Source organism: Streptomyces sp. F001 (assembly GCF_004187715.1).
Classification (GTDB): domain Bacteria; phylum Actinomycetota; class Actinomycetes; order Streptomycetales; family Streptomycetaceae; genus Streptomyces; species Streptomyces flavusporus.
In genome coordinates, this window is record NZ_QZWF01000001.1 from 129,970 (window position 1) to 143,093 (window position 13,124).

Annotated in this window: 6 protein-coding genes and 12 pseudogenes; 2 read left to right on the forward strand and 16 right to left on the reverse strand. The window is 70.7% G+C overall.

Translation table 11 applies throughout. The annotated features are described in order from the left end of the window. Positions 1-308 precede the first annotated feature (308 nt). The 8 genes and pseudogenes from StrepF001_RS46845 to StrepF001_RS00600 form a co-directional block, all read right to left on the reverse strand. A complete protein-coding gene (locus tag StrepF001_RS46845; protein WP_240797212.1) occupies positions 309-584 on the reverse strand; it encodes a hypothetical protein in 276 nt (91 codons plus the stop codon). 895 nt (positions 585-1,479) lie between these two features. Next, positions 1,480-1,704: pseudogene (locus StrepF001_RS46175) on the reverse strand (hypothetical protein); the annotation flags it as partial. A gap of 22 nt (positions 1,705-1,726) precedes the next feature. Beyond that, positions 1,727-3,088, reverse strand: a pseudogene (gene mptB / locus StrepF001_RS00580) (polyprenol phosphomannose-dependent alpha 1,6 mannosyltransferase MptB); the annotation flags it as partial. Positions 3,089-3,177: 89 nt separating this feature from the next. After that, a pseudogene (locus tag StrepF001_RS00585) lies at positions 3,178-4,084 on the reverse strand (glutaminase). Positions 4,085-4,130: 46 nt separating this feature from the next. Next, positions 4,131-5,486: pseudogene (locus tag StrepF001_RS00590) on the reverse strand (aspartate ammonia-lyase). 231 nt (positions 5,487-5,717) lie between these two features. Beyond that, a complete protein-coding gene (locus StrepF001_RS46850; protein WP_240797214.1) occupies positions 5,718-6,086 on the reverse strand; it encodes an asparaginase in 369 nt (122 codons plus the stop codon). Positions 6,087-6,137: 51 nt separating this feature from the next. After that, positions 6,138-6,446 carry an asparaginase gene (locus StrepF001_RS46855; protein ID WP_240797216.1) on the reverse strand — a complete coding sequence of 103 codons (309 nt, stop codon included), beginning with the start codon at positions 6,444-6,446 and terminating at the stop codon, positions 6,138-6,140. A gap of 309 nt (positions 6,447-6,755) precedes the next feature. Then, positions 6,756-7,426 (reverse strand): annotated as a pseudogene (locus StrepF001_RS00600) (GntR family transcriptional regulator); the annotation flags it as partial. Positions 7,427-7,940: 514 nt separating this feature from the next. Between StrepF001_RS00600 and StrepF001_RS46860 the strand changes: the two are divergent. Both StrepF001_RS46860 and StrepF001_RS46865 read left to right on the forward strand, forming a co-directional pair. Further along, positions 7,941-8,162, forward strand: coding sequence for a hypothetical protein (locus tag StrepF001_RS46860; RefSeq protein WP_240797217.1), 222 nt, complete (start codon positions 7,941-7,943; stop codon positions 8,160-8,162). A 246-nt stretch (positions 8,163-8,408) separates the two neighbouring features. Beyond that, positions 8,409-8,747 (forward strand): fatty acid desaturase, encoded by a 339-nt coding sequence (locus StrepF001_RS46865; RefSeq protein WP_240797300.1) that lies wholly within the window; start codon positions 8,409-8,411, stop codon positions 8,745-8,747. Here the strand turns inward: StrepF001_RS46865 and StrepF001_RS00610 are convergent. From StrepF001_RS00610 to StrepF001_RS49290, 8 genes and pseudogenes are all read right to left on the reverse strand, one after another. Continuing rightward, positions 8,672-9,021, reverse strand: a pseudogene (locus tag StrepF001_RS00610) (CrcB family protein); the annotation flags it as partial. The gene StrepF001_RS46865 and the pseudogene StrepF001_RS00610 overlap by 76 nt on opposite strands. A gap of 22 nt (positions 9,022-9,043) precedes the next feature. Further along, positions 9,044-9,384 (reverse strand): annotated as a pseudogene (locus StrepF001_RS00615) (DUF190 domain-containing protein); the annotation flags it as partial. After that, positions 9,381-9,842 (reverse strand): fluoride efflux transporter CrcB, encoded by a 462-nt coding sequence (gene crcB / locus StrepF001_RS00620; RefSeq protein WP_129796385.1) that lies wholly within the window; start codon positions 9,840-9,842, stop codon positions 9,381-9,383. The gene crcB and the pseudogene StrepF001_RS00615, both read right to left, overlap by 4 nt. A 387-nt stretch (positions 9,843-10,229) precedes the next feature. After that, a pseudogene (locus StrepF001_RS00625) lies at positions 10,230-10,515 on the reverse strand (ArsR family transcriptional regulator). A 257-nt stretch (positions 10,516-10,772) separates the two neighbouring features. Then, positions 10,773-12,329: pseudogene (locus StrepF001_RS00630) on the reverse strand (glycosyl hydrolase 53 family protein). 205 nt (positions 12,330-12,534) lie between these two features. Continuing rightward, positions 12,535-12,678: pseudogene (locus StrepF001_RS49285) on the reverse strand (Beta-galactosidase C-terminal domain); the annotation flags it as partial. Between the two features lie 74 nt (positions 12,679-12,752). Continuing rightward, positions 12,753-12,833, reverse strand: a pseudogene (locus tag StrepF001_RS49905) (hypothetical protein); the annotation flags it as partial. Positions 12,834-12,915: 82 nt separating this feature from the next. Further along, positions 12,916-13,065, reverse strand: a pseudogene (locus StrepF001_RS49290) (beta-galactosidase trimerization domain-containing protein); the annotation flags it as partial. Between the last annotated feature and the right edge of the window lie 59 nt (positions 13,066-13,124).

Genomic DNA, 13,124 nt, shown 5'->3' on the forward strand with positions numbered 1-13,124 from the left:
CCTGCCGAGCGCTCGCGGCGTGGACGCGGCCGCCGACCTGCCGGCGGGTTCTTCTCCGAGGGCTTCCGGGATGCCGCCCTACGCCGGGCCTGTACCTGCTACCAGCGCTACGGCACCGCCCGCGCGCTGTGCAACGCCCACCTGCTGCGCGACCTGGACGCGATCACCGGCCAGGACCCGGTCGGGCGGGCAGGTGTGGGCCAAGGCCGCCGCCGACGCACTCACCGAGGCGAACACCGCCTGCGAGAGCGCCCGCGCTGACGGTCGCGACACCGTGCCCAGGACCTGGTCCGCGAGCTGACCCGCCGCTACGACCACGCCGTGGCCTGCGGGAAAGCGGCCCACCCCCACCGGCCGGAACCAAGAAGACCTTCGCCCGCCAGGTTGCCGACCGCGTAGAGCGCCGCCGAGCCGACATCCTGCGCTTCCTGCACGACCTCGCCGTCCCCTTCACCAACAACCAGGGCGAGCAGGACATCCGCACGGTCAAGGTCCAGACGAAGACCAGCGGCGGCCGGCGCACCCTCGACGGTGCCAACCGCCGGCTCCTGGTGTGCTCCTACCTCTCCACCGCCCGCAAGCACGGACAGAACTCCCTCGCCGTGCTCCCGAACGGCCGGAGGCTGTCGGCGGCAGTCGCGTGCTTTTACCCGAGGCCTCCGGCTCCGTCAAGCCCCGAGTCCTCGGAACATGACCAGGCTTTGCCGGTCAGGCCTAATTGAAGTGCGGGCCTCACCGGAAAGGAAACGAGGCAGCACGGTAAGGCGGAATTCCTCACCGAGGATACTCCCTCTCACTGAACCGCTGGTTATCCAGGTATGACGGTCCCGGTCGAAACCGGTCCGCCGACTGGCACCCTGAATTTCCGGGGAATGCCAGAAATCCCCTCTGTATCAGAAGGAGAAAATCCATGACTCATGACGTTCACACTCACAACGAGGCCCAGCCCAAGCGACGGGGCGTCCGCCTCGCGATGCTTTGCGCCGCGACCGCTCTGGTCTCTGGGGCTGTCGCCCTTCCGGCGTCCGCCTCGACGCCGGTCATGAGCCAGCCCACGACCGCGATCTCCTTCGTCACCGACGGTGGAAAGGGCGGCGCCGGTGGTGCCGGTGGCAACAGCGACGAGGGCGCCGGTGGTAACGGCGGTGCCGGCGGTGCCGGCGGCAACAGCGTCGAAGGCGACGGCGGCGACGGTGGCCGTGGTGGCGACGGCGGCGACAGCGACGAGGGTCCCGCTGGTGGCGGCGGTTCCGGCGGTGCTGGCGGTTCCAGCGTCGAAGGCGACGGCGGCGACGGTGGCCGTGGCGGCAACGGCGGCGACAGCGACGAAGGCGGCGGCGGCGGTGGCGGTGGCGGCGGTGGCGGCGGCGACAGCGTCGAAGGCGACGGCGGCAAGGCGGCCGTGGCGGCAACGGCGGCGACAGCGACGAAGGCGACGCGGCGACGGCGCGGCGGCGGTGGCGCGGCGACAGCGAGGAAGGCGACCGCGGCGAACGGCGGGTAGGTGAAGCCGTACGTGGTCCCCGGCACCCGGTAGTCGTAGATGCGTCCGCCGTCGTGGATCCAGCTGTGGATGGTCCCGTGGTAGACGCGCAGGTCGAACCAGTCCCGCAGCAGCGGCACCGTCGCGGTGAAGACGGTCACGGCGGCGGCGAGGACGAGCACGAGCAGCGGTCGCCCGCGGTCGGTGCGGGGCGCCCTCATGCCGTACGTCCAGGACCGGGACCTGCGCGGCCTGGTGGGCCTGCCACAGCACGACCACCGCGAGGACCCCGCCGGAGACGGCCAGCAGCAGCTGCCCGAGGTCCGCCGGGCCGCCGCTGGGCAGCACGGCGAGCGCGAGGACGCAGGTGACGGCCGCCACCCGGTGCCGTACCCAGGTGGTGGGCGCCGCGGCGGCGATGAGGAACAGCCCCCACAGCGCGTACCAGGGCCGGATCGCCGGGCCGAAGGCCGCGACCGCCGCCAGGCTGAGCCCCAGCGCGTACACCGGGCGGGGCGCAGCCGCAGCCATATGACGAGCAGGGCGATCGCGGTGATCGCCAGTCCGGCCGTGCCACACCGGGACGGCGAGCGGCGCCAGATCGCTGCCCAGCCGTTCCAGCAGGGCGCCGGTGGCACGGCCGAGCAGGCTGGTGAGCGCCCAGTTGTGCGGCGAGACGGGCGTGTTGAGAGCGGCGATCCAGCCGTACCGGTGCCGGCCACGGCCGTCGCGGTGACCGTCGTGGCCGCGGACGCGGCGGCGGTCGTCAGCACCGCCCGTACCGGGTGGCGCCCCGCGCGCATCTGCAGCACGACGATCGCGGCGAGTCCGAGCACGGCGGGCGCCTTCACCAGCGCGGCCAGTGTGATGAGTACGGCGCCCAGGACCGGCCTGCGGCCGAGCGCAGCGACCAGGCCGACGCCGAGCAGGCCGAGCATCATGGCGTCGTTGTGTGCGCCGGCCACGAGGTGCAGCAGCACCAGCGGGTTGAGGGCACCGAGCCACAGCGCGGCGGCCGGGTCGGCACCGCTGTGCCGGGCGAGGCGGGGCAGCGCGGCCGCCATCAGGGCCACGCCCAGCAGCGCCAGGAGCCGCATCCCCATGAGGCCGGCGGGCAGTTCGCCGCTGGTCAGGCCGGACAGCGCGGAGGCGGCGGCGAGGAACACCGGGCCGTAGGGTGCCGCGGTGTGCTGCCACACCGGGGACACCTCCTCGGCGAGCGGGCCGCCGAGACGGGACGGTCCGTGCGCGTACACGTCGATCTGGGCGTCCACCATGGCCCCTTGGGCGAGGTAGCTGTAGACGTCCCGGCTGAACAGCGGCGGGGCCAGCAGCAGCGGGGCCGCCCAGACGGCGAGGACCAGCAACAGCGCGCGCGGCGTGGGCGGTTCGGGACTGCGGATCAACCGGCCGAGCAGGGCCCAGGCCGCGATCAGCAGGACGACGCCGAAGTACACGCCGACCAGCCCGAGAGCGGCGCCGGCCGAGGGGCGACAACAGCTCGCGGACGGGAAGGGCTCCGGCCGTCTCACCGCCCAGTGCGAGAAAGGCGGTACCGGCCAGGCCGAGTACCTGACAGCGGCGGAGATCGACGGAGGAAGCCATGGCCAACACTCGGTCAGCGTGTCAACGCCGGGTGGCCGGAAAACGACGTTCCCCTTCCGGTGGGAGACCTGCGCATGACCTCCGTGTGATCAGAACACCGACAGTCCGGTGAGCGTCGTGAAACGGTCCAGGGCAGCGACCCCGGCGACCGAGTTGCCGCGCTCGTCCAGCCCGGGCTCCACACGCACAACGTGCAGCGTCCCGGCACGACGGCGACGATTCCTCCGCCGACGCCGCTCTTGCCGGGCAGGCCGACGCGTAGGCGAAGTCGCCGGCCGCGTCGTACGTTCCGCAGGTCAGCATCACGCGTTGACCTGTTTGGCCTGGCTGCGCGTGAACAGCCGCGAGCCGTCGGCGCGAACGCCGTGCCGGGCCAGGAAGGCGGTGGCGAGGGCGAGGTCGGCCAGGAGGCCCGGACGGAGCACTGCCTGAAGTACTGGTCGAGCAGCAGCGGCACCGGGTTGTCGATGTTGCCGTACGAGCCATGAAGTGGCCAGGGCGCGTTGCGGTCGCCGTGCGCGGCTTCGGAGGCGGCGACCTCGTGGTCGAAGTCCAGGCCGGGGTTGCCCTCTCGGTGCGCAGGAAGTCGAGAGTGCCCGCCGCGTCGCCGGTACGGTCTGGAGGCGGTCGGTGACGACCAGCGCACGGCGTTGATGAACGGGTTGCGCGGAATTCCGTTCTCGTACTCCAACTGGACCAGGGAGTTGAACGGGTTGCCGACGGCTCGCGGCCGACGTTCCCAGAGTTCGTCGCCCTCGCGGGCCAGGTCGAGGGCGAGGTGAAGACCTTGGTGACGGACTGCGTGGAGAACGGCTCACGCCAGTCCCCCACGCCGTACACCGTGCCGTCCAGCTCCGCGACGGCCATGCCGAAGCGGCGCGGGTCGCAGGCGGCGAGCGCCGGGATGTAGTCGGCGGGCCGGCCACGTCCGGGCGTGTGCTCGATCTCCTCGGCGATGCGCTTCAGGACCGGTTCGAAGGTCAGCGACGACGTCATGATCAACAGTGTGCCTCCGCATCAGGTCCTGACGCGCATCCGCAGTTCAGACGACGGGCGAGCCGCTGCCCGCGACGACCTCCGCCGCAACAACGCGGCCAGCCGCTCGGCCGGCAACAGGCCCCTCTCCAGACGAGTTCGCGACCCCTCGCGCCGGTGGCCAGGGCCTCCTTGGCGATGTCGGTGGCGGCCGTGTACCCGATGGCGGGTTGAGCGCGGTCACCAGGCCGATGGAGTTCTCCACGCTTGCGCGCAGGGCCTCGTGTTGGCGGTGATGCCGTCCACGCAGCGCTCGCGAGGGCGTGGCAGGCGCTCTCGAGATGGGTGATGCTCTCCGACAGGGAGTGCAGGATGACCGGCTCGAAGGCGTTCAGCTGAAGCTGTCCGGCCTCGGCGGCCATGGTGATGGTGACGTCGTTGCCGATCACCTCGAAGGCGACCTGATTGACGACCTCGGGGATCACCGGGTTGACCTTGCCGGGCATGATGCTGGAACCGGCCTGCACGGGCGGCAGGTTGATCTCACCGAGGCCCGCGCGCGGCCCGGAGGACAGCAGGCGCAGGTCGTTGCAGCTCTTCGACAGCTTGACGGCGATCCGCTTGAGCACGCCGGACATCTGCACGAACGCCCCGCAGTCCTGGGTCGCTCGACCAGGTTCGCGCGGTGACCAGGGCAGCCCGGTGATGTCGGCGAGATGGCGGCGAGCGGCTTCCGCGTACCCGGCGGGGGCGTTCAGCCCCGTCCCGATCGCGGTGGCGCCCAGGTTGATCTCGTGGATCAGCTCGACGGCCTCGGCGAGCCGGCTGGTCCTCGTCGAGCATCACCGCGTACGCCGAGAACTCCTGTCCCAACGTCATCGGCACCCGTCCTGGAGCTGGGTCCCCATCTTCAGTACGTCGCGGAACTCGACGCCTTGCGGCGAAGGCGTCCTGCAGCACGGACATCGCCTTGAGCAGACCGCGCACCGCGAACACCGTCGCGATCTTGACGCGTCGGGTAGACGTCGTTGGTGGACTGGCCGAGGTTGACGTCCTCGTTGGGATGCAGGTACCGGTACCGGCCCCTGGCGTGCCCAGCAGCTCCAACGCCCGGTTGGCGACGACCTCGTTGGCGTTCATGTTGGTGGAGGTGCCGGCACCGCCCTGGATGACGTCGACGACGAACTGGTCGTGCAGCTTTCCGGAGCGTATCTCCCGCAGGCGCGACGATGGCGTCCGCCTTGTCCGAAGGGAGCAGCCGAGTTCCTCGTTCGCGAGAGCGCGGCCTCCTTCACGGCGGCGAGGGCGTCGATCAGATGCGGGTAGGCGGAGATCGGCGTGCCCGTGATGGGGAAGTTCTCCGTGGCGCGCAGGGTGTGGATGCCCCAGTACGCCTCGGCGGGACGTCGCGGTCTCCGAGCAGATCGTGTTCGCTGCGGGTGGCGCGGTCATGAAGTCCTCTGTGGTGTCGGAGGTGTGCGAGTCAGGCGTACGAGGCGGAGGGCAGCGGATCGAGCGCGCGCACCGGCCGGACGCTGCCGACCCTGTCCGCCGCCGAGCAGCGGCTCGCCCGCGAACTCGGCGAGCAGCGCCGGGTCGACGCCGGCCCGGCCAGCGCCGCGCGCGACCGATCCGGCCCGTCGCGTCGGCATCTTCACGGCGACGGTCCGGCCGTCCGGAGTGCGGCGACCTGCACGCCTTCGAAGCCGTCCTTGCGAGCAGTCCGGGCACGGCCCGCATCAGCGCGCCACGTCCCGCCGGACCGCGAGGCCATTTCGGCGTGCTCGCGCATCGCATCGGCGACCCGCGCCTCGGGGTGCCGGGAGCGGCGGTGGTGATACGGGGCGGCCCGCGCAAGGCCGTGCAGGGAGACGGAGAACAGGGGTGCGCCGCAGCCGTCGACGGCACCCTGGCGACCCTGGCCGGTGGTCCTCGACGATCTCGGCGATGGCCTGCTGGAGGGAATGGGCGGGGTCGAGTAGTCGTCGAGGGACCAGCCGTTGAGCTTGGCCGTGTAGAGCATGGCGGCGTGCTTGCCGGAGCAGTTCTGGGCGACCGGGAGGGCATACGGCCCTCACGCACCCAGGCGTCCCGGACGACCGGGTCGAACGGCAGGTCGGGGACGTTGCGCAGATCGTCCTCGTCGAGTCCGGCGGTGTCGAGATGCGCCGGGTGCCGCGAGATGCGCTCCTCCCCGGAGTGGCTGCGGCGCGAGCGAGAGCAGCTCGCCGTCGAGCGGAAGTCCGGCCCGCACCATGGCGAGCGGCCTGGACGGCTTGAGTGCCGACCGGGGTAGAAGGGGCCTCGATGTCGCCGAGCTGGAGCTGGACCTCGCCGTCCGCACGAGGACGACGACGGAGCCGTAGTGGATGCCTTCGACCATCCCGCCGCGTATGAGATGGGCGACGGGGGCGTGGAGGGGCTCACGGACTGGGGTGCGTCCCGACGGAACTGCTGTACATCACTGCCTGGTTCATCGGTGAGGTGTCGTCGGCCGGGGCGCGGTTCACGCGTCGGCCCTGGTGGAGGTGGTGCGTATCCGGCCGCGCATGCCGTCCCCCGCGACCAGCGTCGCGACGATCAGCGGCAGGCACAGCACGTCTCCGGCGTCGACATGGACGGAACGTTTCTGCACAGCGTCGTGCAGGACTGCTCGCTCACGCCTCGGGTCCGCCTTCCGTGGGGTGTCCGTGCGCGCTGAGCGCACGATGTCGGTGAGGGTGGTCTCGACCCGGTCGTGGTGGGACATGGCCTCGACGCGTCGCGCTCGGAACCGTCGATCAGCGCCTCGACGATCGCCCGGTGCTCACGGTTGGACTGCTCCCGGCGTCCGCCCAGCTCGTTCAGGAACGCCGACTGGCGGGCCAGCGCGTCCCGGATCTCCTCGATGACCCGGCGGAACACCGGATTCTCGCGGCCTCGGCCACGGCCAGGTGAAGAGGTGTCCATCGCGACCCACGCGGTGGTGTCCGTCTCCGCTCCATGCGGTCCAGCAGGTGGCGAGGTGGTCGAGTTCTCCGGTGCGGCGCAGCGCCGCGTACCCGCGACCGGATCTCGACGTGTCGGCGCACCTCCAAGAGTCGCCGGCCGAGTAGTCGCCGAACGTGGGCTCCTCGACGCTGCTCGCGACGACGAAGGTGCCCTTGCCGGTCTTGGCCACGGTCAGCCCCATCGTCTGCAGGGCGCGCAGGGCCTCCCGCAGCACGGGCGGGAGACCTCGAGCGTGCGGCAGAGCTCCGCCTCGGAGGGGAGCTTGTCGCCGATCGCGTACTCGCCGCGCTCGATGGCGCCGCGGAGGTGTGAGCACCGCTTCCATCGCGCTGACGCGCCGCGGCCCACTCCACCTGTCTGGCTGTCTGACAGGTCACAGGGGTGATACTCCGGGTGGCCGGCGGTGGTGTCAAGCGGGCCGAGCGCGCCGCAAACCGGTGGACCCCCGTTCCGGCAGTGGGGCTACCCGCACCCCGCTCGGGGGAAGACGTCATTCTGCTGCCGGGAAATGGCTCACATACTGAAGCGCATGGCCAATCCAATGGTGCTCCCAGGGAACTCGTCCACGCGAAGAACAAGGCGCACAGCAAAGGGAAGCGACTTTTCCGAACTGTCGCGCCGCATAACCGAAGCCGGCTTCTGCGCCGCCGTTGTATTACACCGTGCGTTTCGGGGCGGTGACCTCGCTCTTGCGGAGGCATCGGGGCGTTTCTCGCGCTGGGGACAGCTGGAGCCAGCTGATCGTCGCCGCTTTCCTGGCCGTGATCTTCGGCCAGCTCGCGCTGGCGGCCCATGACCTCGCCCACCGGCAGTCTTCTCCGTCGGCGTCCCAGCGAGGCCGGCGGTCTGCTGGTCGCCGATCTGCTGCGGGCATGAGCTACGGCTGGTGGATGAACAAACACACCCGGCACATGCGAATCCGAATCACGAGGGAAAGGACCCCGACGTCTCTCCCGACATTCTGGTGTGGTCACAGCGGCAGGCACGCAAGCAAAGGGCTGCCCCGTTTCATCGAAAGCACCAGGCCATGCTCTTCTTTCCGCTGCTCACCCTGGAAGGGCTGAATCTGAGTTTCGCCAGCTTCAAGGCGCTGGGGAACGCGTCGTGAAACGGCCGGTGCTGGAGACGCTGCTCGTCGTCCATTTCTCGTGTACTTCGGTGCCCTGTCACCGTGCTCTCCCCTGCCAAGGCGCTCGCCTTCGTCGCCGTCCACCAGGGCCTTTCGGATCTGTCTCGGCTCGGTGTTCGCCCCAACCACAAGGGGATGCCGATGATCAGGAGGGGATGCGGCTGGACTTCCTGCGTCGCCAGGTCTCACCTCGCGCAACGTCAGGGCGGTGCGCTCATCGTCTTCATGGGCGGGCTCAACTACCAGATCGAGCACCACCTCTTCCCCAGCATGCCGACGCCGGCGCTCCGCAGGGCCCAGGTCATCACCGAGCGGTACTGCCCGAGCTGGGCATCCCGTACCACCAGACGGGCTGCTCGCCTCGCACCGAGAGGCGCTGCGCCACCTCAGGAGCGTCGAGAGCCGCTGCGCGCGGGGGTGACTGACTCGCCGGCGCCGTGCGGTGCGGAGGGCGCGGTCTTCGCCCCCGCACCCCCGTTACGACCACACGCCTCGGCGATCGCCACCCCCACGAACGCCGCGCCGAGACCCGCGCACGCTGCCACTACGTTGACGGCGGCGTAGAGCCCAGGCCCCCGTCTCGGCCAGCCGCAGTGTCTCGTACGAAGGTCGAGTACGTGGTCAGGCCCACACAGGCCGGTGCCGAGGAGCAGCTGAAGGGGAGCCCGCGCCCGCCGCGGCGCGCCGGCCAGCAGGCCGAGGACTGCAGAGCCCACGACGTTGACCGCGAAGGTGCCCCACGGGAAGACGGAGTCGTGCCGGGACTGCACCGCCCGTCGGCGAGATAACGGAGCGGGGCGCCGATCATGGCGCCCGCGACGACCAGCAGCCAGTTCACGACGACGTCTCCCCCTCGGTCCCGATGCGCCACGGCCGACGTACCTGATGACCTCGCAGCCCTCGAGGATCACGAGTCCCTCGGTGACCAGTTCGTCGAGCTGCGGCAGGAAGGCCCGGACGCGCTCCTCGGTGTCGACGATCACGACAGCCACCGGCAGGTTCTCGCTCAGGGACAGCAGCCGGGAGGTGTGGATCACGGACGAGGCGCCGAAGCCCTCGATGCCCTTGAAGACGCTGGCGCCCGCCAGCCCCGCCGCGCGGCCCGGTGCACGATCTCGGAGCAGAGGGGTCTGTGGTGCCAGGTGTCGTTCTCGCCGACGAAGACGGTCACGCGCGTAGCGCTGCCGGTCAGCCGGGTCATCGCTGCCTCCGTGTCAGGAAACGACGGGTCGCGGTCGCGCCGAGCCACACCGCGGCGAGCGCCGCCGACACGGTCGCGGCCAGATACGCCAGGGCGGTGCGCGGGTGGCCGGCGTCGACCAGCTGCTGAATGTCGACGGCGTACGTCGAGAAGGTCGTGAAGCCGCCGAGCACGCCGGTGCCGAAGAAGGGGCGGACCAGGCGGTGGGCGACCCAGACGTCGGTGATGATCACCATGAACACGCCGATCACGGCGCAGCCGGTGACATTGACCCAGAAGGTCGACCAGGGGAACCCGCCCGTCTGCGCGGGCCACCACACCGAGGCCGCATACCGGGCCGTCGCGCCGATCGCGCCGCCGACGACGACCACCGCGACGACGGGCACCTGGGCACGCCAGGCGCGCCGTCGTGGGGGACGCGTGTCCAGGGGGAGGCTCTCGGTCTCCGGGGCTGTCATGACAGTACGTCTCCTACTCGCCGGGCCCTGACTGCGGGCGCCTGTCGTCGCAAGTAGGGACCGTTGGCGGCACCGACGCCGCGGTTCGGGTACGGCGGGCCCCACCGCCGCGCCGCGCGGGAACGCGGCCCCCGCCAGACTAGCTCCGGGGCCGCGCACCCGTCACTTCGAGGCGGTGCCTCGCACACCGCGACGCCGCGCTCCCGGACACTGCCCAGGATCAGCAGGTCGCCCCCTGCACAGACGCTGGTGATCACGCGGAAGCCGGTGCGGCGGTGGGTGAGGTGGTGGACGACGTCACCGTCGTCGACCGCCAGGACACCGGCCGCGGCCGGAGGGCGGACGGGGGCGTGACCCTCGGGCGGGTACCCGCCGTGGCCGCTTTCCCTACCAGCCCTTCTCGAACATCCGGGCCACCTCGGCGATCCGGACCTCGTCGCGGCGGTAGTAGGTGCGGCGCCGGACACGCTTGGCGCGCAGCATGCCGAGGTCCGCGAGGAGGGTGAGGTGGGTGTGGGCCACCGCGCGGCGGACGCCGAGCTTCGCGGCGACGGCGTCGGCGGAGACCCCGTCCGCCACGAGGTCGGTGTGCCGCCGGCGGGGAAAGTGGGCGACCGGATCCTTCAGCCACTCCAGGATGCGCAGGCGGGTGTCGTTGCGGAGTCCTCAGCATTACGTCCCCCTCGGTCCGGGCCCTCTATGTGCGGCTTGCCCACTGTGGCGCCGGTCAAGCCGCCGTGCTCGGCACACCGCCGGACTTGACCGGGATCGAACGGACCTTCGCCTCAATGTCACGGAACAGCGAGGACCCGGCCGCGGAGGTACGCACTCGCACGGCCGGGTCCTCGGGTCCCGTGATCCGCCTGGGAGCAACACGATGGGGCCTCACCTCAGCCCCGCCGACCCCCGGCGAATCCCCGCCGAATCCCCTCAGCGGTGGCTGAACCACGCCATCGCCGGCAGCGCCCTGTTCGTAGCCGAACAGGGCCTGGTTCTCCCAGCCGTTGCCGGAGGAGGCGTCGGTCGGGTCCCAGCCGTTGCCGTTGACGGCGGTCCAGGTCGCCTCCCAGTAGAAGACGCCGAGGCCGCGGCCGTTCGGGACGGCCTCCACGATGCTCGCGATGTCCTTCATCCACTGCGTCTGCCCGGCCGTCGAGGCCGCGTAACCGGACACGAGCTCACCGGAGAGGTCGATGATGTTCTCGTGCGCGTCCTCGCTGTCCAGACGGAAGGGGTAGGCCGTCTCGGCGACGAAGACCGGCTTGCCGTAGCGGGACGCCGCGTCGTCCAGCGTGTCTGGAGTCGTGGAGCGTGCCGTGCCAGTAGCCGTAACGACAGACCGATGGCGTCGAACTTCACGCCGCCCGCCACGGCGCTGTCGAACCACCAGCGGGTGCCGGACAGGTCACCGCCCTTGGCGAGATGAAGCGCGACGGTGGTGGACGAGTTGACCGCCTTGACCGCGTCGTATCCACTGTTGATCAACCCGGCGAGCTGCGTCCAGTTGTCGGTGGATCCCTCGTTCCACAGCATGCCACCGTTGATCTCATTGCCGACCTGGACCATGTCGGCGGTGGTGCCCTGTGCCTTCAATGCGTTCAACACGTCGTACGTGTGGTTGTACACGTCCGTCTTGAGCTGACTGTACGAGTGGCCGCCCACGCCGCCGGCTTGCTCTGGGCGCCCGGGTCGGCCCATGTGTCCGAGTAGTGGAAGTCCACCAGCAGCTTCATGCCCTGCGCCTTGACGCGCTTGGCCATCGCGAGCACGCGCGTCTTGTTGTTGTAGCCGTCGGCCGGGTTGACCCAGACCTTCAGGCGCGCGTAGTTCATGCCGGACGACTTGAGGATGGCGAGGGCGTCGCCGGTGGTGCCGGAGCTGTTCTTGTAGACCCCACCCTTGGCCTCACTCTTGGCGAGGGACGAGATGTCGGCACCCTTGATCGACGTACCGGACGTGCCCGACGTGAAAGGTCAGGTCGTCAACATTGATCCAGTTACCCGCGTTCGCGTCCTGTTGATGCTGATGGTGCACTGGTTGTTCGTCACATTGACCGGCACGACGATCCGGATCCACCCACTGGCGGACACCGGCAGATCCGTGCGCTGCTCCGCGCTGCCACAGTTCTTCAGGGCTATGTACGCGGATTTCTGGCCACCGCCGGAACGGACCCACGCGGTCAGCTTGTAGGTGCCGTTGGCGAGCCCGGAGAGGTACTGGTACGTCTCCACCTTGTAGGCGGTGGACGCCCAGTGGCTCAGCCGGTAACTGCCGCTGCGGCCACCGGCTTCGACGTACGAGGCGCCGGTCGAGCCGTACTCGGACCAGCCGCTCGGCGTGGCCGCGCCGGTGCCGTCGGCCTCGAACCCGCCGTTGGTGAGCGTGCTCGCCGCAGCCGCGGTCGGGGCGGGCAGGGGCGGTGAGGGCGAGCCCGGCCGCAAGCGGCAACAGCAGGGCTCTGAGGGTGCCTCTGGGATGGAACTTCATCGTCCGTCGTCCCTTCCGACGTGATGGGGATGGGGGATGCCCCTCTCGTGGGGATGAGGGGCCCCTCCGCCCGCGGCTCTCGTGGCACACACGGGCGGAGGGGAGTCGGCTCAGCCGTCGAGTCGTACGACCCGTACGGCTCCGCCGGAACCGCCAGGCGGCCGGCGGCGCGTTCGCCGGTCAGCAGCTCGGTTCCGGACGTGTCCAGCGGCACCTTGGCGTCGGCGGCGGTGTGGTTGACGGCGAACAGGAAGGTGCCCGACTCGCCGGTGCGGCGCACGACTTCGACATCGTGGGGCAGGTCGGTGCGCGGGGCGATGCGCGCGTCCTCGGCGGCCCGGCCCAGCACCGCGTCGAGGCCGTCGGTGCGAGGCGGGTGGAGACGTACCAGGCGGTGCCCTCGCCGAGGCGGTGCCGGGTGACGGCGGGGCGGTCGGCGGTGAGGCCGTCGACGTAGGTCCACACCGTCTCGGCGCCGCGCGGCACCACGAACTCCGTCCACACGTCGGCGGCTCGCGCGAGGTCGGCCGTCCGGGCCGGCGATCCGGACCTTCTCGCCCTTCAGGAGCGGCGAGAACTCCTCCACCGTCAGGCCGAGGATCTCCCGCAACGGGCCCGGATAGCGCGCCTCGTGGACGGCGTCGTGCTCGTCGACGATGCCGGAGAAGTACGACACGACGAGGGTGCCGCCGTGCTCGACGTACTCCTTGAGGTTGAGCCCGGCCGCCTCCGTCATCAGATACAGCGCGGGCACGACGACAAGGGGATACGCCGACAAGTCGGCTTCGGATGGGC

What these genes read in the sequence shown, in the direction of transcription:
- StrepF001_RS46855 (WP_240797216.1), bottom strand. Translation starts at nt 6,446, where the DNA reads ATGGTCGAAGGCATCCACTACGGCTCCGTCGTCGTCCTCGTGCGGACG.
- crcB (WP_129796385.1), bottom strand. Translation starts at nt 9,842, where the DNA reads ATGACAGCCCCGGAGACCGAGAGCCTCCCCCTGGACACGCGTCCCCCA.
- StrepF001_RS46850 (WP_240797214.1), bottom strand. Translation starts at nt 6,086, where the DNA reads ATGCTCTACACGGCCAAGCTCAACGGCTGGTCCCTCGACGACTACTCG.
- StrepF001_RS46865 (WP_240797300.1), top strand. Translation starts at nt 8,409, where the DNA reads ATGGGCGGGCTCAACTACCAGATCGAGCACCACCTCTTCCCCAGCATG.